Raw genomic sequence first — 24,948 nt, 5'->3', positions numbered from 1 at the left:
TTATTCCCAATTCACGGGCGGTTTATTAAGCTGGGCTTTCATTCCCAGCTCTTTTGCGGCTGCCAGGATGAGTTCTTTTCTAAAGAAGTAGCTTTGGTGCCTCACAATCCTGCCATTTTCGATTTCCTGTACCTGGAGGTCGTGGATTTCTTCCTCAGGGGAAAGGACGATGATGACCGGCCGGCCCCATAGCACGAATTCACGGGCATAGAAACCAGGCAATCCAAATTTGAGCGATCCTTTGAGCATTTCTTCCTTGGAGAATTCCTGGAACCCGAGGAATGCTTCATTTTGGGCCTGTTCACTGAATAAATGGAGCATTTTCTCCAGGTCTCCATCATTGAAGGCGGCCAGGTAAGCCTGGATGGTTTCACTTTCCTGACTTCCTGAAACTCCGTCCGGCTTGGAAAAGTCCATGGACGCTATATTCTTCCTGGCCCGCTGCACAGAGGCATAAACACCGCCTGGAGTGCTGTGGACGATGCCTGCTGCTTCTTCCGCACTGAACTGAAAAACATCAAGGAGCAGGAATGCCGCTGTCTGTTTCGGGGTCAGCCGGGAATGAAGTGATACCAGGATTTCCTCAAGAAGCAGCCTGTCTGAGAACTCTATTCCCTCATCCGGCATATCTTCAAGAATTCCTGTCTCCCGCTTCATTTTTCTGCATAAATCCAGCCACGTGTTTGTCGCCACTCTGAACAGGTATTGCTTCTTGTCTGTAATGTCACTCCACCGCTGTGGAAGGAGAGCAAATGATTTAATCATCGTTTCCTGGTAGAGATCTTCTCCATCCCACGGTGATCCGGTGATATATTTACAATACTTCCAAAGATCATCTGAAAAACCGGCTGTCATGTTTGTGAACTCGTCCCGGAGCCTCCGGGTTTCTTCTACGAGTCGTGTATCAATATTGCTTGTCATATTCATTTTTTTCCCCTCCTAAATGTCTCTACACTAAATAAGACGTGTATCACCCGCTGAAATTATACGGGGGGAAAGAAATAATTTTTAAAAGCCTGTACTCACCATCTGCGATTCTTACAAAACTGTACGGCGGCACACTTTTTTAAAAATCAGGCCGTATACACAGTTTCCCCGTTAACAACTGTCATCATGGCCCTTGTCTGCAGCAGGGCTTCCGGTGTAACGGCAAAAGGATCCCTGTCGAGGATAGTAAAGTCTGCAGCGTATCCTCTCTTTATTATCCCAGAATGATGTTCATGCCCCGCAGCATAAGCGCTGCCTTTTGTATACAGACTGATGGCTTCATACACAGAGAGCTTCTGGTCCTCGCCATACACGATGTTCTCGCCGTTCAGTTTTGTTCTGTAGACCGCAGCATAGATACCGAGGATTGGATTCAATTCTTCAATCGGTGCGTCGGATCCTCCTGCACAATGCAGGCCTTCCTCGAGCAGCGTCTTCCAGGCATAATTATATTTCATGTGATCTGCACCAACCCGATCGATTACCCAGGGGAAATCGGATGTGACAAAAACAGGCTGGATATCAAGCACAACCTGGAGTTTTTTTGCCCGTTCGATCAGTCCCTTGCGAAGGATCTGTGCATGAATCAGCCGGTCTCTTTGCCCGGGCGGAGGCGGATCTGCTTCGATGGCATCAAGGGTCTGTTCAAACGCCAGGTCTCCAATAGCATGGACAGCGATTGGCATAGAGTAGCTTCTTGCCTTTTTTACGAGATTGAAGAACTCCTCCCTTGTATGCACTGCAACTCCTGTTGTGGACGGATCGTCGTGATAGGGATGCCCGAGCAGTGCAGTCCTTCCCCCAAGAGAGCCGTCCGCGAAAATCTTCATTGGTCCAAACTCTATATATTCGCTGCCCGTCTTATAGCGGAGGCCGCTGGTATTCATCTCATCCACCACCCCGTGATGCACGAGGAGATGCGCTTTTAATGGGAGCCCGTCTTCTTCCAATACCTTCACGAAGGTTTGGAACGTGTTTTGGAAGCCGCTGTAGTAATTTAGATCTTCGGTGTGAACACCAGTCAGTCCCAGTCGGTGGCAGTCACGGACAGATGTCTCCATCGCCCTTTTCAGATAACCGTCAGTGACAGGCGGCATTAAGCCTAGAACATGGTCAAGCGCCTTATCTTTGAACAAACCGTTCAGCCTGCCATCCGGATAACGGTCTGCCACCCCTCCCTGAGGAGGAATAAAATCCTGATGGATGCCGAGCATCTCCAACGCCTTTGAATTGGCGGCAAGTACATGCCTGCACACCCGTTTGATAATGACCGGATGATGGGGCAGAAGGCGGTCCAGATCATCCAGCAGGATCAATTCGGGGCTTGGCCATTCATTTTCATTCCATCCTTCTGCGATGATCCATTCATTTTCAGGAATCTGGTTCTGCAGGTTCTCTAGCGCCTCCAGCACATCCTCACGGGACCGAAGCCCGGAAAGATTCAGCCTCAGCAATTTTTCACCATGCCCGATTAAATGCATGTGACTGTCGACAAATCCTGGGAACATCGTCTTTCCAAGCAAATCCACCTTCTCTTCGATGGAGTCTTTATACGTTCGGAGAAGTTTTTCCGTATCCCCTGTATCGAATATCCTTTTCCCGTCGGTGAGGACCGCTTCTGCCTTCTCGCCCTCCCTCTCCATCGTGTAAATTGTGCCTCCATACCATAATTTTACGGTCATGACATTCTCCTTCTAGCTCACAAAAGCCAATGAAAAGCCCGCCGTTTGGCGAGCAGCTTCCAAGCTTATGACCTGGCTTTCGGTTTATTTTCCAGCTGCCTCAGTTCCACTCTTCTTATCTTTCCAGAAGTGGTCTTGGGCAGGTCTTCAATGAATTCAATTTTTCTAGGGTACTTATAAGGGGCAGTCAGACTCTTTACATGCTCCTGCAATTCCTTTATCAGGCCGGGATCTTCCCTGTCAGCCTCATTCCGGAGGACCACGAACGCCTTGACAATGCTCCCCCTGTCTTCATCAGGACTTGCAATAACTGCGCACTCCCTTACTTTAGGGTGCTTGACCAGTGCATCTTCCACTTCAAACGGCCCGATGGTGTAACCTGAGCTGATGATGATGTCATCGCTCCGCCCCTCAAACCAGAAGTATCCGTCCTCATCCTTGACTGCGCGGTCGCCTGTTATGTAGTAATCTCCCCTGAACTGCTGGGCCGTCCGCTCAGGATCTTTATAATAGCTCTTGAAGAGTGCCGGCGTTTCAGAGTGGACTGCAATATCACCCGGTATTCCAGGCTTGCATGGAAGCCCATTTTCATCAATAATCTCTACCGTGTTTCCAGGAGTCGGTTTGCCCATGGAGCCCGGCCTGACATCCATCCCCTTTGTGATCCCGACAAGAAGCGTATTCTCTGTCTGGCCATATCCATCCCTTACCGTTACATTAAAGTGCTTCTGGAATGTATCAATCACTTCCCTGTTCAGGGGTTCCCCGGCCGAAACTGCGCTGTGAAGGCTTTTCAGCTGATAGTCTGCGAGATTATTGACCTTCGCCATCAGCCGGTATTCCGTCGGTGTACAGCATAATACATTTACCCCATGCTTATCAAGCATGCCGAGGTAGGCGGATGGGTCAAATTTGCCTTGATACACAAGGCCGGTGGCTCCGGAACCAAGCACCGACAAAAACGGGCTCCAGATCCACTTCTGCCAGCCCGGTCCTGCTGTTGCCCAGACAATGTCACCTTCATTGATGCAGAGCCAGGAAGGAGCAGCTGTCCGTAAGTGGGCAAATGCCCATCCATGGGTATGCACAACGCCCTTTGGATTCCCTGTTGTTCCCGAAGTATAAGACAGGAATGCCATATCCTCGCTGGCAGTAGCCGCAAAGTCCATGCTGTCCGATGCCTCATCCATCATCCGGTCGAGATGAAGCCAGCCTGGAATATCTCCTCCTGCCGAAAACTTTTTGATGCCATCCATTCCCTGTATGTCTTCGAACTGGGCAGTATATGGATGAACGCTCACCACCGCTTTAACATCTCCATGCGAAATGCGGTATTGAAGATCCTTTGCCAGGAGCATTTCAGAACTTGGAATAACAGCCATTCCCGCCTTTAAGGCTGCAATATACACCTGATATGCCTCAATGGAACGCGGGATGATAATTAATACCGTATCTCCCTTTTCAAGGCCCTGTTCCTTGAACACGTTGCCGATTCTATTCGCATTCTTGATTAAAGCTGAATATGTAATGGTGCGGGATTCTCCCTTATCATTTTCAAAAATCAGGGCCGTTCTATCGGCGTCCTCTGCAAACCTCTCGATTTCCCTGACTAAATTATATTCTTTTGGCGCAAGCAAGTCTTCTCTATTCATCCATTTACCTCCTAAATACCAGTATTCTGCAATTATATCAGAATATTATAAATAGTAAAAACGCTTACCTGTAGTCTTTGAAATAGACAATTTTCGCATACATTGTGGCTGTTGAATAAAAAAGTGAATTGCAGCGAGAGGCACTCGCTTTCCGCTCCAATCCCCTTGTCTTAATATTTTTTTCTTCTCAAAAAACATAATAAAACAACAATCTTTTAGAAAAGAGAATTAAAAAAACAGAGTTCAAATGATTGCCGAGGCTGTTTTGAAGAAAATGCTGCTATAGAACGGAAGGCTGACAACTTCACATGGTAATCTTTAGAAAAGACCAAACAAAAAGACGGAAGTTTCCTCCCGCCTTTCATTTAAAATAGATTCAGCTCATCTTCATTCCCTGGCTGATCCCCTGGAGTGATGGTGATGGTTTCAATGCCTTCAACCGCCGCATCGACCAATTCATCGAAGTTGACAAAGCTTTCATAGAACTCGACTTTTTCTTTTTTGGGCTTTGTTTTGGGATTGGCCGGGGTAAATACTGTGCAGCAGTCTTCATACGGCCGGTTTGATATCTCGAGTGTGTCGATCTCTCCGGCGATTTTCATGATCTCTATCTTATCCATGGCAATCAGCGGCCTGAGGACAGGCGTGCTGGTTACGTCATTGATTGCGTACATGCTCTCCATAGTCTGGCTTGCCACCTGTCCAAGGCTTTCGCCGGTAATGATGGCAAGCGCCTTCTGCTGCTCCCTCACACGGTCTGCAACTTTCAGCATGAGCCTTCTTGTGCTGGTCATGGTGTAATTTTCAGGAATCTGCTTTTGGATCAGTTTCTGGATCTCGGTAAAGGGGACCACATGCAGGAGGACTCGGCCGTTCACCTGGGCAAGCCTCTCGCAGAGGTCGATTACTTTCTGCTTCGATCTTTCACTGGTGAATGGAGGGCTGTGGAAGTGTATGCACTCGATCTCCACTCCTCTTTTCATGGAGAGATATCCAGCGACAGGGCTGTCTATTCCGCCTGAGAGCATCAATAATGCCTTGCCGCTGTTTCCGACCGGCAGGCCACCTGCTCCCTGAATGATTTCACCGGATAAATAGACTGCTTCTTTGCGGATTTCAATCCGGATGCTTAAATCCGGATTCTTCACATTAACAGTGATTCCATCTGTATTTCGAAGAACATGTCCGCCTACCTCATGATTTACTTCATCTGTATTCAGCGGGAATTCCTTATCGGCTCTTCTGGTGTTCACCTTAAAGGTTGATACCGGCTGGCTCAGCCCTGCTACATAGGAAAGCGCCGCCTCTTTGATGGACTCGATATCCCGGCTGACTTTCATGGCAGGACTGAAGTTTTGTATCCCAAATATCCCCTTCAGCCTGTCAGCCACTGCAATATGGTTCTCCCCGTTCAATAAAACAAACATGCGGTCGCGGTCAGCGGACACCCTGATATTTTCAAAGTCCTTCAAGGACCTTTTGATGTTCAGCTTCAGCCTGTCGATAAATCCCTTGCGATTCCGACCTTTGGTTGAAATTTCTCCATAGCGGATTAATATATGGTCATATAGCATCTTTTTACCTCGTAACTTCCTGTAGTTTATATATTGCACTCTTGATTTCTGTTAAAAACACTTCCGCTTCCTCAAGTGTATTTTGAAAGGAAAGACTTACACGCAGCGTGCTTCCGGCACGAATTTCATCCTTCGTCATGGCGAGGACAGTCCCGCTGACCGCCTTGCGTTTAGACGAGCATGCACTTGTGGTGGACATATAAATCTGTTTTTCTTCAAGAGCATGGACGAGGACCTCTGATTTCAGCCCGGGGACCGAAAAATTCAGGATATGCGGGGCAATCCCGTCTCCTGGAGTATTGATAACTACCCCCTGGATGGCTGTCAGGCCTGCACGTATCGTCTCCCTTATACCAATCAGGCGTGCTGTCTCGCTATTTAACTGCCTGCACATTCTCAGGGCCTTTGCCATCGCAACAATGCCTGCTACATTCTCTGTACCTGACCGCAGCCGGGCTTCCTGGCTCCCACCCGAGAACAGGGGGGATATAGCCGTCCCCTGCCGAATATAGAGGATGCCGCTCCCTTTTAAACCATGAAACTTGTGGGATGATATGGACAGGAGGCTGATGCCTGCATGGTGAATATCCAGATTGACCTTTCCGGCTCCCTGAACATGGTCCACATGAAAGAGGACTTTCGGAAAAGCCTTTAGTCTCTGCCCTATTTCTTCTATAGGCTGTATTGTGCCGGTTTCATTATTCACATGCATCACAGAAACCAGGATGGTATCAGGCCGGATGGCATGAATGATTTCATCAGCACTGACCCTTCCCTCTTCATCCGCTCCCGCATAGGTAATTTCAAAACCAAATTCTGTCCGGAGCTGCTCAAGCGCCTCTTTTACTGAGGGATGTTCAATTGCAGTCGATATAATATGTCTGCCCCGCTTGGCATGTTTAAGGGCGGCTCCTTTTATAGCCAGGTTATTGGCCTCGGTTCCCCCGGATGTGAATAGTATTTCACTTTCTTTTACACCAAGCAGCTCAGCCATCTGCCTGCGTCCCTGCATCAGCAGCTTTTCAGACTGCGCCCCGAGTGCATGCAGGGAGGACGGATTCCCAAAAAAGGTCTGTGCTACTTTTACATAAGAATCGATAACGTCCTGAAAAGGCTTGGTTGTGGCACTATTATCAAAATAGATCATGTTTGCACCTTCATTTCCTGCTTACTTCAATGATGTTATCCACGGGATTAATCGTACACTATAAATACCAATGATATGAATGGTTCTGCCTGCTTGTTAGTATGCATCAAAATGAAGAAAACCTCCAGGCGGACATCGTCAATAAGGAGGGGCGGCAGAATCTGTCCCAAACAAAAAGCCCCTTATTCAGGAGGCTTTTGCGGGGTTGCATTCATCTGATTTCTTCCAGGTCCATCTCTATTTTTTTCAGGCAGCCAGGTTCGACTTTTTCAAGGACACTTGCAGCCTGTTCAAGTGCTTCCTGATATTGATAGGTATGAAAATTCATTTCAGCCTTCCTTAACCCCTCAGCTACAGAAGGATATTTGCTCCGGTAGCGATTTCCGTACTGAATGACTTTTTCCGCAATCAGCATATGGTCCACAATATCCTTCGAATGATCGTGAAGCTTTTCAACCGAGGACTGTGCCTTTTCCAGGTAGATGGCAACAGAGGCCATATCAAGCGGGATTTCCTCAAGCTTTACTTCTACATCGGCCAGGCTTTCCCTGACTTCCGAAACGTATGAAAGATATTCCTCCGGCAGTCCAGGTATGTTGCTTTTCTTGATTCGGCGTGCAATCTCATGCATCCGCTTCTTTAGGGCAGAAAGCACATCTCTTGCTTCCAGCTCATCTTTTCTCAATGCATGGAGCTTAGCCGTAAAGGCGGCCTGCTCTTCCTTGATCAGCTGCAGCTGTCCCTCAAGCTCTTTTAATTCTTCACTAATGATGGAATGCGCCTGATTCTCTTCGTCAAGCCTTGTCTCGAGCAGCAGGAATCGCTTTGATACCTGGCTGATGACCTTATCCATGTTCCGCTGGAGCCCGAGTTCATTCTCTGGCAGATGGTAACTTTGCTGCACCATCGCTGTTTCTGTCTTCAGCTTTTCGTTCTCAAACTCGAGGATTGACAATTCTTCTTTCAATGCCGGCTCCTGCTGCCGTATATACTGTCTTGCCACGGCTTCCCTTTCGAGCAGGTCATATAGCATATTCAAGCTGTCCTGTATTTCCCCAAGCCCTTTTTGGGCTTCAGCTGTTTCGGCCGCCTCCAGATGGCTGCTGTATACCTCGAGCTCTTCCTCGATTCGGGACATTTCCCCTTCGAATCCGATATGTTCAAGAGAGTATCCCTGGTCTCCCATTTCAGCATAGCCGTTTTTAAGCTCATCGATTTGGGATGGAATCTGTGTCTGGGCTTCCAGCAGGAGCTGCGGAATGGTTTCCATTCTTTCCCGAACTGAGTCCAGAAGGGATTTAATCATGAGGACATGCTCCCGGGCCTTTAGATAGTTTCCGTTTTCCGTAGCCTCTTCGAACTGTCCGAATAGCTGGACAACTTCCTCAAGCATAGCCTCTAGCCTGGCAGCTGCCTTTGAATAAGAGTGCCTGTGGGCAAGAAGGGTCTTTTTAAGACTGCGGTAGCTGTCTTTCAATTCTTCAATTTCCGTACGATTCTTTTCCTCACTGCCGATCAGTTCATTCAGTTCATCAAGGATGCGCTGGATGGATTTTTCTGTATCTACAAGCTTTTCCTGGATTTGGTGCTGGACGGCCTTCGATTTATTCAACCGGAACCTGTCAGCGAATTCTTCTCCGTCGAACAGAAGCTCTTCAATTTCCGGAAGGCGGTTCGTGATGATCTCGTCCCATTCCTTCCTCCAGTTTTCAAACATCTCTTCTGTTTCGCCGGTCATGTTCAACTGCTTGACCTTTGAAAGCTCATCCAGCACAGGGCGGTTCATGATATCCATTTTCCATGCTTCCAGCCTGTCCAATTCCTTATAGTGCTTTTTTTTCAAAAAATAACCAATTGTGAAAAATAACAAAATGATCCCGATCGCAATTATTATGTATTCCATGGTAAGCCCCCTGCTCTAAGGAAAAAAATCAAGATATATTAAAAGTTCATATTATATGTAATGTCAATGCTATTATGATACCATGTTCACAATCATTTTTAACTAATAAAATGATTTTTTTTGGATATTTTATTTCACCTGTTTGTATGGGGGCAGTATCCTCGCTCCAGGAGGCTTTTAAAATAAGGCTCTTTTCTAAAGGAATGCTGTTTTTTATGAATCCTGTGCCTGAGATGGCATAGTTAAACAGGCTGGTTTTCGCTGCAGGTACGAGCCTCTCCGGCTCTGCCTGCAGCGCTCATCAGCCTACTTGTCCAATAAACACAAGGCTTACGAAAACAGCCTGAAAAAAATGGATCCCGCTCTGCGAAGAGGGGATCCCGAATGGTCCTCTGTATGCGGTGGGATTCACCCCCCTGCCAAGGCCATAGGGGCTTCTTTCCTGTCTATTAGATACATGTGGATGTAGTGATGGATTTCTTCTCTGTATTTCATGGTGAAATATTCATCATTCGGAAATTGGTAAAGTACCTCCATCGCATATTGGGCATGGAGAAGAGGGGCCGTCAAGAGGCCTTTAAGCTGAAGGATGAACAAAGGGGAAGGGATGCTCCGGAATATGCCTTCCTCGATGCCTGCATCCAGCATGGAGGTTAAATAGTACTTTTCTTTTGTCCAGTAAGTCGAAAGGATTTCCCTGTTCAGGCTTGAGTCCAGTGAGATTTCGCCGTATACGAAGCGGGCGGCCAGATGATTGGCCCTTTGAAAGTCAAAAATATCTTTTACCAGCCTTTCCAGGCATAGAAGCGGGCCATGGATATATAAGGTATCGAAATGTCTTTCCATAAGCAGGAGATATTCCTCCAGATACGAAGTGAGGCAGTACTCAAGCAGTCCATTTTTATTTTTAAAATAATAGGATATGGTGGCAGAATTGACTCCCGCCCTGCTGGAAATATCCCTGATAGAGGTCGCATGAAAGCCTTTGATATGAAATAAATAAAGTGCGGATTGGACGATGGCAGCTTTGGTTTCATTTTTCCGGCTCATTTATCTTCACCTCTTTTTAAAATTGCTTCCCTAGCTATATTCTTGTCCTCCAGCCGTTTTTCCTTTGAAAATAAGTCGACAAACTATATGATAGTTTTACAATCTTTGTAGAAAAAAGGAGAGAGACCATGTTCAATGTACAAAACTACAGCGGAACAAAAGAAGAAAATTATGCACTAGCCACCAAACAGCTGACGGCCCTGATTGAAGACGAACCCAGCCGGATCGCCAATCTTAGCAATGCTGCCGCATTGCTGGCTCAATTGCTGGACCGCGTCAATTGGGCGGGCTTTTATTTGATGGACGGCGGCGAGCTTGTGCTCGGGCCCTTCCAGGGACTTCCGGCCTGCGTTCGGATTCCCCTTGGTAAAGGTGTGTGCGGTACAGCGGCCGAAAAACGGGAAACTGTCCGGGTTGAAGACGTTCACGCTTTTCCCGGGCATATTGCCTGTGACGCTGCCTCCCAATCCGAAATAGTCGTCCCCCTCATCAAGGACGGAGAGCTTTTAGGGGTGCTGGATATAGACAGCCCTGAAAAAAACCGCTTTGACGAAACCGACCAAAAAATGCTTGAGCTGTTTGCAGAAGCGCTTGTAAAACATCTTTAATTTCAGAAAACAAACATGAGTTTCTACTCGCAGTCCTTGCATGGAAGGGAACCTGGACAAGAGCAGGAATAAACACAATAAGGCGGTGGAGCGGAGTAAGGCGCAGGCGGGAATCCAGCAAGATAAATAATGGTTACACCCAGCTGCAGGAAGCCTTATGGTACATTCAGCTCCGCCCCTTTTCCATAAAAAAGATACAAATCCCCATGGCCGGACGGTGGTTTCATTACACCATCCGGCCTCTTTTGCTTTACGCCCTCTCAGGAAAACCAACCGCCGCCTCCGCTCCTTATAAATTTCCAGGATTGATAATTGGATTGTGCATAGAAACAGCTGACTGGTGAAAACTATTTCCATTCCAGATGATGGAGGAAAGCGATGGGATACCGGAAGATTAGAAAACTCAAAAAAGACCAGCCTGACCAGACGGGGGATGTCCGTACTTTAAACAGCCGGGTATCATACCAAACCACCCTAGAAGAGTTCAAGGACAGCGCCGATCTGTTTTACAATACAATTCCCCATCTTAATCTGCATTTCATCCTGCTTAAAAACATAGCAAATGAGAAGAAAATACAGATGTACCTGGTAGATCCTTTTGAAAATGCAGACGGCGGGCAGGTTCAAGACATCCTTTCAGAGAAGATGTATATGAAAAGCAATGATCCGGATACAGTCTATAATGCAATCCTCAGCGGCCAGGCAGCCATTTTCTTCCGTGACCAGGCACATATTGTAGATGTATTCGGACCTGAAACCCGGGCGGTGAATGAATCCGGAACAGAATCGGTCATCTCCGGACCTCATGAAGCGTTTAATGAATCAGCCGGGAAAAGTATTTCTCTGATCCGCCGGAGAATCAAAAGCACCAGGCTGAAGGTTGTAAAGCTTAAGGCAGGCGAAGTGACAAAAACCGATATATACCTGCTCTATATCGAAGGGCTCGTCAATACGGACATGCTCTCCATGCTGAAGAAAAGGATTACTTCCATAGAAATTGACGGGGTTTTTGATACCAATATGCTTGTCCAGATGATTGACGACAATCCTTTTTCACTGTTTCCGCAGTTCCTTACAACGGAGAGGCCGGATGCTGCGTCCTCTAAGCTTATAGAAGGAAAAATCATTGGGATAACAGACGGGAGCCCGTATGCATTCATAGCGCCTACAAGCATATTTGAGTTCTTCAACTCACCGGATGATTACTACCAAAGATGGGCAGTGGCAACGGCCCTGCGGGTGCTCAGGTATTCAGCCTTATTCATCACTATATTTTTGACGGCCTTCTATGTGGCGCTCACCACCTTCCATTATGAAATGATCCCGACGAGGCTCCTCATTACGTTAATGGAATCACGCAGCAAAGTTCCCTTCCCACCCATATATGAAGCTATGCTCCTGGAGTTCACGATTGAACTCTTAAGGGAAGCTGGCGCCCGGCTCCCGACTAAAATCGGACAGACCATTGGTATCGTGGGGGGAATTGTAATTGGCCAGGCTGCAGTACAGGCTGGCTTCACGAGCAATATCCTGATTATTTCCGTGGCTCTTTCAGCTGTTGCTTCCTTCGTAGTGCCAAGTTATATCATGAGTTCATCGATCAGGATCATCCGCTTTCTTCTCATTTTTATGGCGGGGATCTGGGGTAACTACGGAATCATGGTCGGCCTCAGCATGATACTTATCCACCTTTCAGGCGTTAAGAGTTTAAGCACTTCATACTTAACCCCGCTGGCACCTTTTTTCGGGCGCGACTTGAGGGATATTGTTTTCCGCGCACCCTTTTCTTTACTGAAAACTCGGCCTGCCCAGGAAAGAACCCCAAACTCTGTCAGGACAAAAAGGAAGATATAAATGTCACATCCAAGAGAAACACTCCATTCCATCCACATCGTCATTCTGATTTACTTGATTCAGTCGGGAGTTGTCTTATTCAGCCTGCCGAGAATTCTGGCGCAGGGATTCGGGACAAATGGCTGGGCAGCATTATTCATTTTCTGGGGCAGTGTCATGGTGAGCATTTTGCTGATAGGTGCAGTATACCGGATGGGAGAAGGAGAATCGATTTTTATCATCCTGGAAAACAGCATGCCAAAGGTCTTCATTTACATCCTTTATTCCTCATTGATCACCATCTGGTCATTGCTTGCCTGTATCGTAGGAAAGCAATACCTATTTTTATATCAGCTGATAGCCGGTCCCACCGCCTCTGAAATGGTCTTGAAACTCGCCTATGCCTTCCTTGCCTATCTCATTGCAGTAAAGAGCCTTTATACTATTGGAAAGCTTGCGTTCCTTTTCTTTATCCTGACAATCTGGATGTTGGTTTTAAATATATTTCTCCTGGATGATATAAGCCTGGTCCACTTCCCGCCTTTTCTGTTCAAGGACGGAGGGAACTGGATGAGGGCAAGCTTCGACGTTTTCACTTCATTGCTGGGCTTTGAGCTTTCCATTCTGTTTTTTCCTTTTGTAAACAAGAGTTCCCGCCTTATGGTTTCGGTGGTTATCGGAAATGCTGTAACCACCGTCATTTATCTAATTACCTGTATCATGTGTTTCGGCTTTTTCGGATACGAGTACTTAAAAGTACTGATTTTCCCATTTATCGACCTTCTCTCTAATATCGAACTCCCCTTCATCGAAAGAATCGAGAACTTACTGTATGCTTTATTTCTCTTTAAGGCATTGATGGGTTCAGTTATGTATTATTGGGCGGCTAAGGAATGTGCAGCACGTATTTTCAAGAAAATAGGAGAAGAGAAAATCGTATTCTTCCTTATTGCTGCCACCTATTTTATTTCATTTATTCCAAGTACCTTCGACGAAATATCTACGTGGCTTGGATACCTGGCTGATGCTGAGGCAGTCATCGCTTTTGCCCTGCCTGCCCTGGTGATAGTGGTGCTTCTTTTCAGGAAGAGAGGTGTGGGCCGTGCCAAAGGATAAAAAAATTCTTTTCTTACTTCTGGCTTGTATGCTGTCCGGAGGCTGCAGCCAGCAGAGAATCCTGGAGGAACAGGCGATGGTCCAGGCAACCTCTTTCGACTTGATAAAGGGAGAGACCGGGACAGAGCCGGCAAAGATCCGCGTTTCTGATGCCCTTCCCCAGGATCGTTCCAGTCAAAAGGTGCTCACGGCAATAGCCAGGAGCAGCAAGGAAGCCCGGGCAAAAATTAACAGCCAGACCGATCTTAATATCGTCAGCGGACAGCTCCGTACATTCCTATTTGGCGATAGGCTTGCAAAAAAAGGATTATGGAAATACACAGACACACTTGAAAGAGATCCCGCCATCAGCCAGCAGGCCAATATGGTCCTTGTTGAAGGAAATGCCTATAAGATGCTTTCCGGGGACTATAAACAGAAGGAAGCAACTTATGCGTACCTTGACAGCCTGATTGAAAAAGCGGTAAAAAACGGCGATATCCCTGAGTCTAAGCTGTTTCATTTTGCCAGATCGAATGTGGATGATGGCACCGATCCCGTCATGCCCATTCTCGTGCAAAAAAAGGATCATGTGGATTACAACGGGCTCGCACTCTTCCGTGATGACCGGTATATCACAAAACTGAGCCGTGCCGAGGAAATCTTTTTTTCCATGATGACAGAACATCTGGATGCAGGGCAGATCAACTTTGAATTGCGGGACAAGAACAGCCGTATACCAGATTTCCTTGCTTTTGCATTGCTGCGCTCCACAAGGAAAGTCAAAGTTGAACATAAAGCAGGAAAGCTAAAAGTGAATCTGAGAATAAAAGCGAGCGGTTCCATTACGGAGTTTATCGGTGACCGCAGCTTAAACAGCGCAGCGGCGAGAAAAAGACTGAAAGGAGAAATGGAAGCGTATTTTGAACATAAAGCAAACAGCCTGATTAAAGTGATGCAAAAGGAAAATGTAGACAGCCTGGGTCTTGGTCAATATGTCAGGAACAGCATCGGTTACGGCAAATGGAAGGAGATGAATTGGAGGAAGGAATATTCTGCTATCCCCATTTCGTGTCAAATCGAACTTACGATTAATGATTTTGGAAAGGCTGCTTTTTAAGCAGCCAGTATAAACTGATTCATAAAGAGTTTTCTTCTCGCAGCCCATGCATGGAAATGAACCTGGACAAGCGCAGGAACAAACACAATAAGGCGGTGGAGCAGAGTAAGGCGCAGGCAGGAATGCCAGCAAGATAAATAATGGTCACATCTAGCTCGGAAGCCTTAAGATACATTTAGCTCCGCCCCTTTTCCACAGAGAAAAAGCGCCGATCAAATAGGGCGCTTTTCTTATGGAATCAATATGATATCGTCCTCATGAACAATGAGTCTGTTCTTGCCTGAATTCTTGGCATGATACAGGGCTTCATCTGCCCGCTTGAAAAGGGCCTTGGCTGAATCTGTCCGGCTTTTATTCCAATGGGAGATGCCGCAGGAAATGGTGATAGAGGGTGTGGATGTGGATTTCACCTTCTCCAGCAGCCGCTTTGCGATGGATATGCCAACAGAGAGCGGGACACCCGGCAGATAAATGGCGAGCTCCTCCCCGCCCCACCTGGCTCCGATATCAGTTCCCCTTATGTTTTTGACAATCAGGCCGGCAACCTGCACCAGGACTTCATCCCCTACCTGGTGCCCGTAGGTATCGTTGACCCGCTTGAAGTTATCGATATCCATCAGGATAAAGGTTCCATGTTCATCTGATTCAAAGGATGCAGCAAGGTTCTCATCCAGGAAGTTTCTGGAGTAAAGCTTTGTAAGCGAATCCGTAATCACCATCTTCTCCAGTTCTTCCCGCAGTATGGAATTCGCAAATGCCAGTGTGGAATGATGGATTAGAGACTGCAAAAGCTTGAACATCTCAAATGAAAAGAAATACGGCACAGAATGAAGGACGACAGCATAGCCCTTCAGAGAATCACTCTGGATCATCGGGACTGCCATCATCGACCGGAACGGCAGGCTCGCAAATCGTTCATGCTGTGATACATCCCCCATATAAACCGGCTCTTTGCCATGGACGATCTTATCGGTGAGATATGCAATATACCGGGCTGTATCTTCCATGTGAAAGAAACTGGTGCTTTCCGGAAGGACCTTTGCACCTTCATCGGAAAGTGTGATAAAACCTATTTCCTCGGCATGGAAATTTCTTAAGATCTGTTCACGCATATAGGCAATGGTCTCACTCAGGCGGAGGTTGGAGTTAAGTTTATGGGAAGTTTCATTTATGAGCTGCAGATCGGCAACCAGACGCTTGGACTGCTGATAGAGCTGAGCGTTTTCCAAAGCACCTCCGGCTGACTGTGCGAGCAGGCTGATGAATTCGGCGTCATCCTGCGGGAAGCTTTGTTCTGCAATGACCTGAAGGACTCCGTACACTCCCTGTTTTCCCTTTAGGGGCGCATATAATAAAGCTTCCCTTGAATGGACAGAATCCTCAAACTGGATGGTTCCTGTCTGGTAAGCCTGCATGGCCGCAAGGTTCTCACTGTCATAATCCAGGCTCTTGATCGGCAGCCCCTCATAACCTGAATTGTCGTGTGAAAGAAAAAGGAAATAGGTAAAATCGGAATAGACATCTTTAAGTGTATCTATCATTCCTGTCAGGACATCAGCCATATTCATCGAAGAATGGAATTTGGCCGTAACACGGAAAAGCTGTCTGAACCGGTTCTGTTCCCTGTTGGTATCGCGCATCTTCCAGGCTATGTGCAGCAGCGCGGAACATTCCGCAGCAAGTTCGTCCAATTCGTCCGCATCTAATCCATTGAATGCCCCTGACTCCATTTCTCCAGCAGCAATCAGGCCGGTATGCCGCCGGCCTGTTTTTAATGGAAGGAACCAGGTGTAACCATCAAGACCAGGACTGGGGGAGACAGTGCCGGCATAATCCGGAAGGCCGTTTGCCGAAAACCTTTTGCCTTTTTCCGCCGATTCAGTGGATGCTTCGGCAATCAGCAGCTGTTTCCCGCTGTCATAGACAAATAGAGTAACGACCCTGGCCCCAAGGACGCTTTCCAGAGATTCGAGCAGTTTATGAATAAACGGTTCATATTGCAGATTTCCATCATCAGAGTTCATTAAATCAAAAAAGGGCCCCTTCAGCATACTGGACCACGTACTATTATGTAAGCTCATTCCACCCATCCCTATTCAGTAAATCCGGAGCATGTACAACCAATATCATTATATACAAAATTTACTGAAATTTCCTTTAAAAACTTAAAATAAATATATTAAAAATGATTACTTTCTATTTTTCCCTCATTCCTGTAAAGGCTGTTGACTTTATGTTCATTACGTTATATAATGGCTTTTGTGTAAAATATCGCAGCCTATGTGAGCTGTTATACGTGATCCATTATGTTCCTCGCGAAAGAGGTGCATCTCGTAACCCTGTGCTGCTAGGGCGAAGGTGCATGAAAATATAATGGCGTATAAACCTTGCGCACATCTGTTTTTATTTTACCAAAATAAAAACACTAAAGGAGGAGTCATTCATGGCTCGCTATACCGGCCCAAGCTGGAAATTATCCCGCCGCCTAGGCATTTCATTAACTGGAACTGGTAAGGAATTAGAAAAACGTCCTTACGCTCCTGGACAACATGGTCCAAACCAACGCAGAAAGCTTTCTGAGTATGGTCTTCAATTACAGGAAAAGCAAAAGCTTCGTCATATGTTCGGAGTGAACGAGCGTCAATTCCGTACAACTTTTGACCGCGCAGGCAAACTGCAAGGTAAACATGGTGAGAACTTCATGGTGCTTCTTGAAAGCCGCCTTGATAACCTTGTATACCGTCTTGGCCTTGCCCGTACACGCCGCCAGGCTCGCCAGCTTGTAAACCACGGACATATCACTGTCAATGGAAGCCGCGTAGATATCCCATCTTACCGAGTACAAGTTGGACAAACAATCAGCCTTCGTGAAAAATCACGCGGACTTGACATCGTTAAAGAAGCAATCGAAGTAAGCAACTTCGTTCCTGATTACCTTACTTTCGATGCTGACAAATTAGAAGGTACTTTCACTCGTCTTCCAGAGCGCTCTGAAATGCCTGCTGAAATCAACGAAGCTCTTATCGTTGAATTCTACTCTCGTTAATTGATTTGCTTATTAAACAGCAATCAAAAAAACCCTAGAAGCGTTGTATCAACGCTTCTAGGGTTTTTTGTTTACTCCTCTTTATAGATTATATTCTCTCCAAAGAAATGGGGGCTTTTGGGGGAAGGATTAAAAAACTACTCAAGCGGACAGACGTCCCTATTAATGATAGAAACCCCTGAGCCTTTGTAACCAGAAAGGCCTAAAACCACCCAGGCCATAATATTGATGTTCTGTAAACTTCAGACATACGGATGTTTTCTCACAATAAAGAAAAAACAGCAACTTGTAATCACTGTTATCCTATAATTGTTTGACTACTTATTTTTACTTCACTGCTTCCTTTGGATTGCACACTTCTAAGATGCTGCCGTAGTACTCCGGAAAATTTCTCTTCTTTCAGATTCCCCTCAACTGACTTGAGATCAACTGTGTATGACTTCACTCCTTAATTTATTTATAGGCACCAGGGGAAAGCAAGAAATAATGTGCACGGACGGTCTATCGTATCAACACCCTCTTTTCTGTAAATTGTTGCCTTGCATACACATGTCATCTCCAGGAGAGTTTAATACTCTTTGCTCCTTTACATTGACTAACCGCTCGCTCTATGTCTTCCTACACGTTCTACCTTTAGCCAGCCGAAAATCAAAACTCAGAACCATATATTCATTCAACATGCCTGAATTGCCGATTGTAGATAAAATCAGATTTAAGATTAATGTAGAAGCGTTCACCTTTCAATGTTGAACATCTTCTGGCTGGTTATAATGGGCACATGCTGCGCCGCCCCGGGACCATGTAACTTTGGGAACGTTTCATAAAACACCGCTGCTTTATAAAATATTTTAGGTGTAGATTTTCAAAAACTAAATGATTTAAAATTCAGAATCCTTAAGCTATAATAAATAGAATTATATTTAGGGAGACCAAAGATGAAAAATAACTTTCCGTTCATTTTCTATCCTCTAGGAGACCAGGCAGTTGTCATTGAGCTTGGAGAAGATATCAACGAAGAATCACAGCGAAAAGTCCAGCTCGTTACCTCGTTTCTGGATGGGAACATGGAACCCTGGATGGTCGAATACATACCCGCCTTCACTACTGTCACGGTGTTTTACGACCCGGTGGAGGTCATCACCCAGTTCAGGGGCCTATCCAAATTTCCATATGATATTGTATGTACCCAGCTAAAGAGATTATTGTCCCAAATGCCTGCATCGGGAGAAACCCCTCAGCGGACAGTCGAAATTCCGGTGTGCTACGGAGGAGAGATGGGGCCGGATCTCCCGTTTGTGGCAGAGCACAATGGCCTTACCCAAGAAGAAGTGATCCATATTCATTCCAGTGGCGAGTACACAGTATTTATGATTGGCTTTGCTCCTGGTTTTCCTTATGTCGGAGGCATGTCGGAAACTATTGCTACGCCGCGAAGGGATACTCCCCGATTAAAGATCCCTCCGAGAACCGTGGGAATTGCCGGCAAACAAACAGGAGTATACCCGATTGAAACTCCTGGCGGCTGGCAGTTAATCGGCCGAACACCGATAGAACTGTTTCGTCCTGAGGAGGAGCCGCCAACCCTCTTAAGGGCCGGGGATAAGATTAAATTCAATCCAATTACCATTGAAGAATACAAAAGGCTTGGAGAAGATCTATTATGATTACCGTATTAAAACCGGGTCTCCTTACAAGTGTTCAGGATATGGGCCGCTACGGCAACCAGAAGTACGGAGTGATTGCCAGCGGAGTAATGGACCAAATAGCTCACCGGATTGCGAATATCATGGTAGGCAACAGGGATAACGAACCTACTCTTGAAATAACCCTGCTGGGGCCAGTCATCCGATTCGAGAAGGATTGCCTGATTTCCATTTGCGGAGGGGACCTTTCGCCTACTATCAATCGCATTCCCGTAAGGTCATGGCGGACTCTGTTTGTAAAAGGAGGCAGCGAGCTTCGATTTGGGCCAGCGGTTTCAGGAACCAGGGCGTATCTTGCCGCTGCTGGAGGAATAGCGGTCAAGGAGGTCATGGATAGTAAATCCACCTACTTAAGGGCAGGAATAGGAGGATATCAAGGCCGAGCTTTAAAACCAGGAGATGTCATTCCATTTGCCCCGCACGGCCATCTTTCAACAGCGATGATGGAAAACTTGGAAGGACAAACCAGGGATCAGCCTTTTGCAGAAATGGATTGGTCGGTAACCTCGAATTTAATTCCGCTTCACCGCAAAGATCTAACAATTCGAGTTATCAAAGGCAAGCAGTATAATCTCTTCGATAAGGAAAGCAAACGTAAAATTTTCAGTGAACAATTTGAGGTTTCCCCTCAATCAGATCGAATGGGATACCGGCTTAAAGGACCTCTTTTACGTCTTGAAACTCCAGAGGAACTGATTTCCGAGGCCGTAAGTTTCGGGTCCATCCAGGTTCCTGCGGAAGGAAATCCGATTGTGCTTCTTGCAGACCGGCAGACGACAGGCGGCTATCCAAAGATAGGACAGATTGCTTCCGTTGATTTACCCCTGATTGCCCAGGCAAAGCCAGGGGATTATCTCACATTTAATGAAGTAACTCACGAAAAGGCCCAGCTTCTCTTCCTCGAAAGAGAGGAAAACCTAAAGCAGCTCAAAAATGGGATATTATTAAAATTCAGATAGGAGGTACAACAAAATGCCAATTGTTGACATCAACTGTGACATAGGTGAAAGCTTTGGAGCATACACACTTGGAATGGATGCAGAAATCCTGGATTATGTGACATCCGCCAACATCGCCTGCGGGTTTCATGCAGGAGACCCGGCAACAATGAGGAAGACTGTAAAGCTGGCCATTGAGAAAAACGTCGGAATCGGTGCACATCCCGGCCTCCAGGACCTTGCAGGGTTTGGAAGAAGAGAAATGAATATTTCCCCTCAGGAAGCCTATGACCTGGTGGTCTACCAAATCGGAGCGCTGAGTGCCTTTGTAAAAGCGGAAGGCGGTAATCTCCAGCATGTTAAACCTCATGGTGCTCTGTTTAACATGGCTGCAAAAAATGCCGGACTTGCAGTGGCCATTGCCGAAGCGGTATACAAGGTCGATCCCGAGCTAGTCTTTTTTGGCCTTGCGGGAAGTGAACTGATAAAAGCAGGCCATAAACTTGGCCTCCGGACTGCCAATGAAGTCTTTTCTGATCGTACCTATCAGGAGGATGGCTCTTTAACGTCGAGGCGTGAATCCAACGCTCTAATCAAGGACCACGAAACAGCCGTAAGCCAGGTGATCCGTATGGTTAGTAAGGGTAAGGTGACTTCCCAGCAGGGTTCTGACATTTCGATAACGGCGGATACTGTCTGTATTCACGGCGATGGGGAAAGTGCCCTTGATTTTGCCAGGTATATCACCTCAGCATTTAAGAAAGCTGGTATCACAGTTGCCTCAATTGGCAGCTTTTTAAAATAAAGCCAGGCCAGTTCATTTGGCCAATTACATTCAGGGGGTTCATATGGAGAAAAAATCAACTGCCAGTATTCTATTGGGTGCCGCGTTCCTGATGGCAACTTCAGCAATCGGTCCGGGGTTCCTTACTCAGACAACCGTTTTTACGCAGTCCCTTCTTGCAAGCTTCGGATTTGTCATTTTAATTTCGATCATCATTGATATTGGTGCCCAGATGAATATATGGAGGATTATCGCTATTTCAGGAAAACGAGCCCAGGATATTGCCAATGATGTTCTTCCCGGCCTTGGTTATTTCCTAGCCATTCTCATCGTTGCTGGGGGGCTCGCTTTTAACATCGGAAATATCGCCGGTGCCGGACTGGGTATCAATGTTCTGTTTGGCTGGTCGGCAGAAATGGGAGCGCTTCTGAGCGGGATTATTGCCATCGGGATTTTCCTGGTCCGTGAAGCCGGCAAAGCGATGGATCGATTCGCCCAGATTATGGGATTTGTCATGATCGCCCTTACGGTTTATGTAATGTTTACAGCCCACCCCCCGGTGGGAGAAGCGGTGGTGAAGACCTTTGTTCCTGATAAAATTGACCTGCTTGCCATAGTCACCCTTGTCGGCGGAACTGTTGGAGGCTATATCACATTTGCCGGCGGACACCGCTTGCTTGATGCAGGAATTAAAGGAAAAGAATCATTGCCTGATGTGACCAAAAGTGCCGTCAGTGCCATTGGTATTGCTTCGATTATGAGGATTTTCCTGTTCCTCGCAGCGCTGGGGATAGTGGCACAAGGTCTTGCAATTGATCCTGCCAATCCGCCAGCCTCTGTCTTCAAACTGGCTGCCGGAAATGTCGGCTACAAAATCTTCGGCGTCGTTATGTGGGCTGCTGCCGTTACCTCAGTTGTCGGTGCCGCCTATACGTCCGTTTCTTTCATTCAGACGTTAAGCAAGACGGTTGATAAATATCATAAATGGACAATAGTGGCATTCATTGCGATTTCCACCCTTGTATTCGTGTTAATTGGAAGACCTGTAAAAATTCTCATACTGGTCGGATCCGTTAACGGACTTATTTTACCAATCGCACTAGGCGTTATGCTGGTGGCTGCCTACAGGACAAAAATCGTCGGCGACTACAAACATCCTCTCTGGATGACGCTTTTTGGAATCGTAATCGTCATTGCCATGGCGATTATGGGTGGATATACACTGATCAACGGAATCCCTCAGTTATTTAAATAAAAAGTTAGTGAGGTGCTTTATTATGCATAGCACAATTGGTATATTGACTCCACAAGATGTACGAGAAAAAATCCGTGCAAATGAGTGGATTAAACCTACATCAGGTTTGGCTCCCGGCTATATCCAAGCCAACCTGGCTGTAATTCCAAAGGATTTGGCGTTTGAATTCCTCCTGTTTTGCCAAAGGAATCCGAAGCCTTGTCCCATCATTGATGTCACCATGCCAGGCTCCGGGGTACCTGCCCTTTCAGCTCCGGATGCTGATTTAAGGACAGACATTCCGAAATACCGGGTATACCGAAATGGCGTCTTTACCGAAGAACTAACAGACGTATCTGCCCTCTGGGATGATTCAATGGTTGGTTTTCTAATCGGCTGCAGTTTTACATTTGAAGAAGCCCTTTTAAAAAATGGAATCCCGATCCGCCATATGGAAGAAGGACGGAATGTTCCTATGTACAAGACGGACATTCCAACCGTAAAAGCGGGCAGATTTGAAGGCCCGACCGTTGTCAGCATGCGTCCTATGACGGAAAAGGATGCCATTAGGGCGATTCAGGTCACAAGCCGCTTCCCTTCTGTGCACGGAGCTCCCATTCATATCGGCAATCCGGCTGCCATCGGCATTGAGGATATCCATTCTCCAGATTTTGGCGACAGCGTAACCATTAAGAATGGAGAGATTCCTGTTTTTTGGGCGTGCGGAGTTACTCCTCAGGCTGTTGCCATGCATGTGAAACCAGATATTATGATTACTCATGCCCCAGGCCATATGTTTGTAACGGATCTCAAAAATGAACAGTTTAGTATACTTTAACATCTATCATTAGTTATAATTGATGCAAAAAAAGACTCGCCCAGCGAGTCTTTTTCTTTGCTGCTGCAATGATTTTTATTAGGCTGCTCCATATCGACAACAAGATCCTTGACCAATGGACGCCCTTTCAATCATTTAAAATTATCTATTTTCCCATTATTTATCTAACATTAAATTTGAAGTAATTGGCTTCAAGACAAATCTATTTTTCACCGGTTTACATACTGAAAGGAGATCATAAAAAAGAGAGGAATATCCTATCCCTCTCTCTTTTCCGCTATTAATGTATGGCCCGTGCCGCAACTTTCACTAGTTCGACCGTCTGGTCTACCGTCACCTGGCGATGATTCTGGAAGGGATGATCAATATAAACCGTTTTGTCGGCCGGATAAAATTCCAGTGCGGAGATATGAAGATGTCCGCCTGGAACGTCATAGGCGCCAAGGCCAAGTCTTACCCGGTTCGAACGGTACATACTTTCATTTGAAAGGTACGCACCACCTCCGCCGGATCGTGCGATCGATCCTGGCGTCGGGCCATCATCCTTACACACCTGCGGGTTTGAAAAATCAGGCGGCCGCAGCTCGCATACCCGGTCATTTCTCATAACAGTCCAAGGGCCTGTTCCTGCCTCAATCATTTCTTGATACGGAAGAGTCGTTTCAATAAATTCCGGCTGCTCAAGCGGCATCGGCCAGTGTGTAACGGTCGGAACTACCTCTGCACGTGTTTCCATAGCGTTGTCCCGTCCCGTGTGCCACCTGCCCGCATATCCTTCAATCGCCATTCGGCGCGGCCCCCCCTGACTGATTGTCATGATCAAATCAGCCCGCTGTTTTCCCTGTATCAAATATGGGGCAAACGAATCCTCCACGATTCCATCCTCAAAATCCTGCCAACGGACCGGGAAGTTGACAGCTTGTACGAATGCAGGGCCGTCCTCTGTCATGACCTTTAGTCCATCCAGCTGAAGAGCTGACGCCCCGGATGGATTGCTTCGGCGGAATTCCTGTTCCAGCTGGTACGGGTCGAAGCCACTAACCAGAATCCTCTTAACCCCTTTTCCTGATGGGAAATCAATTGAACTTATTCCTCTTGAATTATACTCAAGTCGTTTAATGAGTTCCTTCCTTTTTTCATCGGATACTTCAAATTTTGGATTCCATTGACGCACTGACAGCACCATATAAAGCCGTGCCCAGTAAAGGGGTCTGTCATCATACCGGTCAAGATCTCCAAGATCAGGACGTTTTCCTTGTGCCCGGTCAACTGCTGTCCTCCATAGCTGTGTCCCATTTGTTTCAATAGCCTTAAGAGCCTGGTCCACATTGGGAGAAGAACATAAATCCTTGTTGAATTTGTCTATAAATTGGTCGAAGTTGGTCACTTCCAAAATCTGTTGAGGGATTGGGGCTCCATCCTTGATTCTTTGTTCTTCGAGAGTTTCCTTTACTGTCGGGTCGAAGCAACTGTTCTCTTTTGAAGCTTCTGCCTGCCCCGAGAATTGCGAACCAGACAGAATCAATCCTGCCACCATGCCCGTCAATACTGCCTTACTCAACCAGGAGCCTTTCCACTTAATCATCGTATTCCTCCTTAATGGATTGATATTATTACAGTAAAAGATGTTGGAATATTCAATCATTCACGTCACCCTAAATTTTCGTAAAACTAAATGAAAAAAACAATATGCTTATCGAACCATTTTAATAGAATGCTCTTGGGGGGAGGGGCTTCCTACCCGGGTGATTCTA

Annotated in this window: 20 protein-coding genes; 10 read left to right on the top strand and 10 right to left on the bottom strand. The window is 46.5% G+C overall.

The window, feature by feature from the left end; genetic code table 11:
• From V1498_RS04975 to refZ, 8 genes are all read right to left on the bottom strand, one after another.
• Positions 1 to 927, bottom strand: a complete 927-nt coding sequence (locus tag V1498_RS04975) for a sigma-70 family RNA polymerase sigma factor (protein WP_409297214.1) — start codon at positions 925 to 927, stop codon at positions 1 to 3.
• Positions 928 to 1,073: 146 nt separating this feature from the next.
• Entirely contained in the window at positions 1,074 to 2,669 is a 1,596-nt protein-coding gene (locus V1498_RS04970) for an amidohydrolase (RefSeq protein WP_409297212.1), read from the bottom strand.
• Between the two features lie 65 nt (positions 2,670 to 2,734).
• A complete protein-coding gene (mbcS, locus tag V1498_RS04965) occupies positions 2,735 to 4,321 on the bottom strand; it encodes an acyl-CoA synthetase MbcS (protein ID WP_409297211.1) in 1,587 nt (528 codons plus the stop codon).
• Positions 4,322 to 4,686: 365 nt separating this feature from the next.
• Positions 4,687 to 5,895, bottom strand: coding sequence for a tRNA uracil 4-sulfurtransferase ThiI (gene thiI / locus V1498_RS04960; protein ID WP_409297209.1), 1,209 nt, complete (start codon positions 5,893 to 5,895; stop codon positions 4,687 to 4,689).
• Positions 5,896 to 5,899: 4 nt separating this feature from the next.
• Positions 5,900 to 7,042: a cysteine desulfurase family protein gene (locus tag V1498_RS04955; protein WP_409297207.1), complete on the bottom strand. Its 1,143-nt coding sequence runs from the start codon at positions 7,040 to 7,042 to the stop codon at positions 5,900 to 5,902.
• Positions 7,043 to 7,089: 47 nt separating this feature from the next.
• A complete protein-coding gene (locus V1498_RS04950) occupies positions 7,090 to 7,212 on the bottom strand; it encodes a hypothetical protein (protein ID WP_409297206.1) in 123 nt (40 codons plus the stop codon).
• 41 nt (positions 7,213 to 7,253) lie between these two features.
• A complete protein-coding gene (gene ezrA / locus V1498_RS04945; protein WP_409297205.1) occupies positions 7,254 to 8,945 on the bottom strand; it encodes a septation ring formation regulator EzrA in 1,692 nt (563 codons plus the stop codon).
• 408 nt (positions 8,946 to 9,353) lie between these two features.
• Positions 9,354 to 9,995, bottom strand: coding sequence for a forespore capture DNA-binding protein RefZ (refZ, locus tag V1498_RS04940; RefSeq protein ID WP_409297203.1), 642 nt, complete (start codon positions 9,993 to 9,995; stop codon positions 9,354 to 9,356).
• 128 nt (positions 9,996 to 10,123) lie between these two features.
• Between refZ and V1498_RS04935 the strand changes: the two genes are divergently transcribed.
• The 4 genes from V1498_RS04935 to V1498_RS04920 all read left to right on the top strand — a co-directional run bounded on the left by V1498_RS04935 (position 10,124) and on the right by V1498_RS04920 (position 14,651).
• Positions 10,124 to 10,603, top strand: a complete 480-nt coding sequence (locus V1498_RS04935) for a GAF domain-containing protein (protein ID WP_409297201.1) — start codon at positions 10,124 to 10,126, stop codon at positions 10,601 to 10,603.
• Positions 10,604 to 10,981: 378 nt separating this feature from the next.
• Positions 10,982 to 12,457 (top strand): spore germination protein, encoded by a 1,476-nt coding sequence (locus V1498_RS04930; RefSeq protein ID WP_409297199.1) that lies wholly within the window; start codon positions 10,982 to 10,984, stop codon positions 12,455 to 12,457.
• Complete coding sequence (locus V1498_RS04925) at positions 12,458 to 13,552, top strand: GerAB/ArcD/ProY family transporter (protein ID WP_409297197.1); 1,095 nt, start codon at positions 12,458 to 12,460, stop codon at positions 13,550 to 13,552.
• Entirely contained in the window at positions 13,539 to 14,651 is a 1,113-nt protein-coding gene (locus V1498_RS04920; RefSeq protein WP_409297195.1) for a Ger(x)C family spore germination protein, read from the top strand. The genes V1498_RS04925 and V1498_RS04920 overlap by 14 nt, the downstream gene beginning before the upstream one ends.
• Positions 14,652 to 14,881: 230 nt before the next feature.
• Here the strand turns inward: V1498_RS04920 and V1498_RS04915 are convergent, their stop codons facing one another.
• Positions 14,882 to 16,732 carry a diguanylate cyclase domain-containing protein gene (locus tag V1498_RS04915; RefSeq protein WP_409297194.1) on the bottom strand — a complete coding sequence of 617 codons (1,851 nt, stop codon included), beginning with the start codon at positions 16,730 to 16,732 and terminating at the stop codon, positions 14,882 to 14,884.
• Between the two features lie 362 nt (positions 16,733 to 17,094).
• Between V1498_RS04915 and rpsD the strand changes: the two genes are divergently transcribed.
• The 6 genes from rpsD (at position 17,095) to V1498_RS04885 (ending at position 23,194) form a co-directional block, all read left to right on the top strand.
• Complete coding sequence (gene rpsD / locus V1498_RS04910) at positions 17,095 to 17,697, top strand: 30S ribosomal protein S4 (RefSeq protein WP_409297193.1); 603 nt, start codon at positions 17,095 to 17,097, stop codon at positions 17,695 to 17,697.
• Between the two features lie 935 nt (positions 17,698 to 18,632).
• Positions 18,633 to 19,361 (top strand): 5-oxoprolinase subunit PxpB, encoded by a 729-nt coding sequence (gene pxpB, locus V1498_RS04905; protein ID WP_409297192.1) that lies wholly within the window; start codon positions 18,633 to 18,635, stop codon positions 19,359 to 19,361.
• The gene (locus V1498_RS04900) at positions 19,358 to 20,359 is read left to right on the top strand and encodes a biotin-dependent carboxyltransferase family protein (protein ID WP_409297190.1); all 1,002 of its coding nucleotides are present in this window, start codon (positions 19,358 to 19,360) and stop codon (positions 20,357 to 20,359) included. The genes pxpB and V1498_RS04900 overlap by 4 nt, the downstream gene beginning before the upstream one ends.
• A gap of 13 nt (positions 20,360 to 20,372) precedes the next feature.
• Positions 20,373 to 21,143, top strand: coding sequence for a LamB/YcsF family protein (locus V1498_RS04895; protein ID WP_409297188.1), 771 nt, complete (start codon positions 20,373 to 20,375; stop codon positions 21,141 to 21,143).
• A gap of 43 nt (positions 21,144 to 21,186) precedes the next feature.
• Positions 21,187 to 22,377 (top strand): NRAMP family divalent metal transporter, encoded by a 1,191-nt coding sequence (locus V1498_RS04890; RefSeq protein ID WP_409297186.1) that lies wholly within the window; start codon positions 21,187 to 21,189, stop codon positions 22,375 to 22,377.
• A gap of 22 nt (positions 22,378 to 22,399) precedes the next feature.
• Positions 22,400 to 23,194: a putative hydro-lyase gene (locus V1498_RS04885; RefSeq protein WP_409297184.1), complete on the top strand. Its 795-nt coding sequence runs from the start codon at positions 22,400 to 22,402 to the stop codon at positions 23,192 to 23,194.
• A gap of 280 nt (positions 23,195 to 23,474) precedes the next feature.
• Here the strand turns inward: V1498_RS04885 and V1498_RS04880 are convergent, their stop codons facing one another.
• A complete protein-coding gene (locus V1498_RS04880; protein ID WP_409297182.1) occupies positions 23,475 to 24,779 on the bottom strand; it encodes a hypothetical protein in 1,305 nt (434 codons plus the stop codon).
• Between the last annotated feature and the right edge of the window lie 169 nt (positions 24,780 to 24,948).

Source organism: Paraperibacillus marinus, from assembly GCF_046237605.1.
In the GTDB taxonomy this organism is placed as follows: domain Bacteria; phylum Bacillota; class Bacilli; order Bacillales; family DSM-1321; genus Paraperibacillus; species Paraperibacillus marinus.
This window is presented reverse-complemented; position numbering and strand designations above follow the sequence as displayed.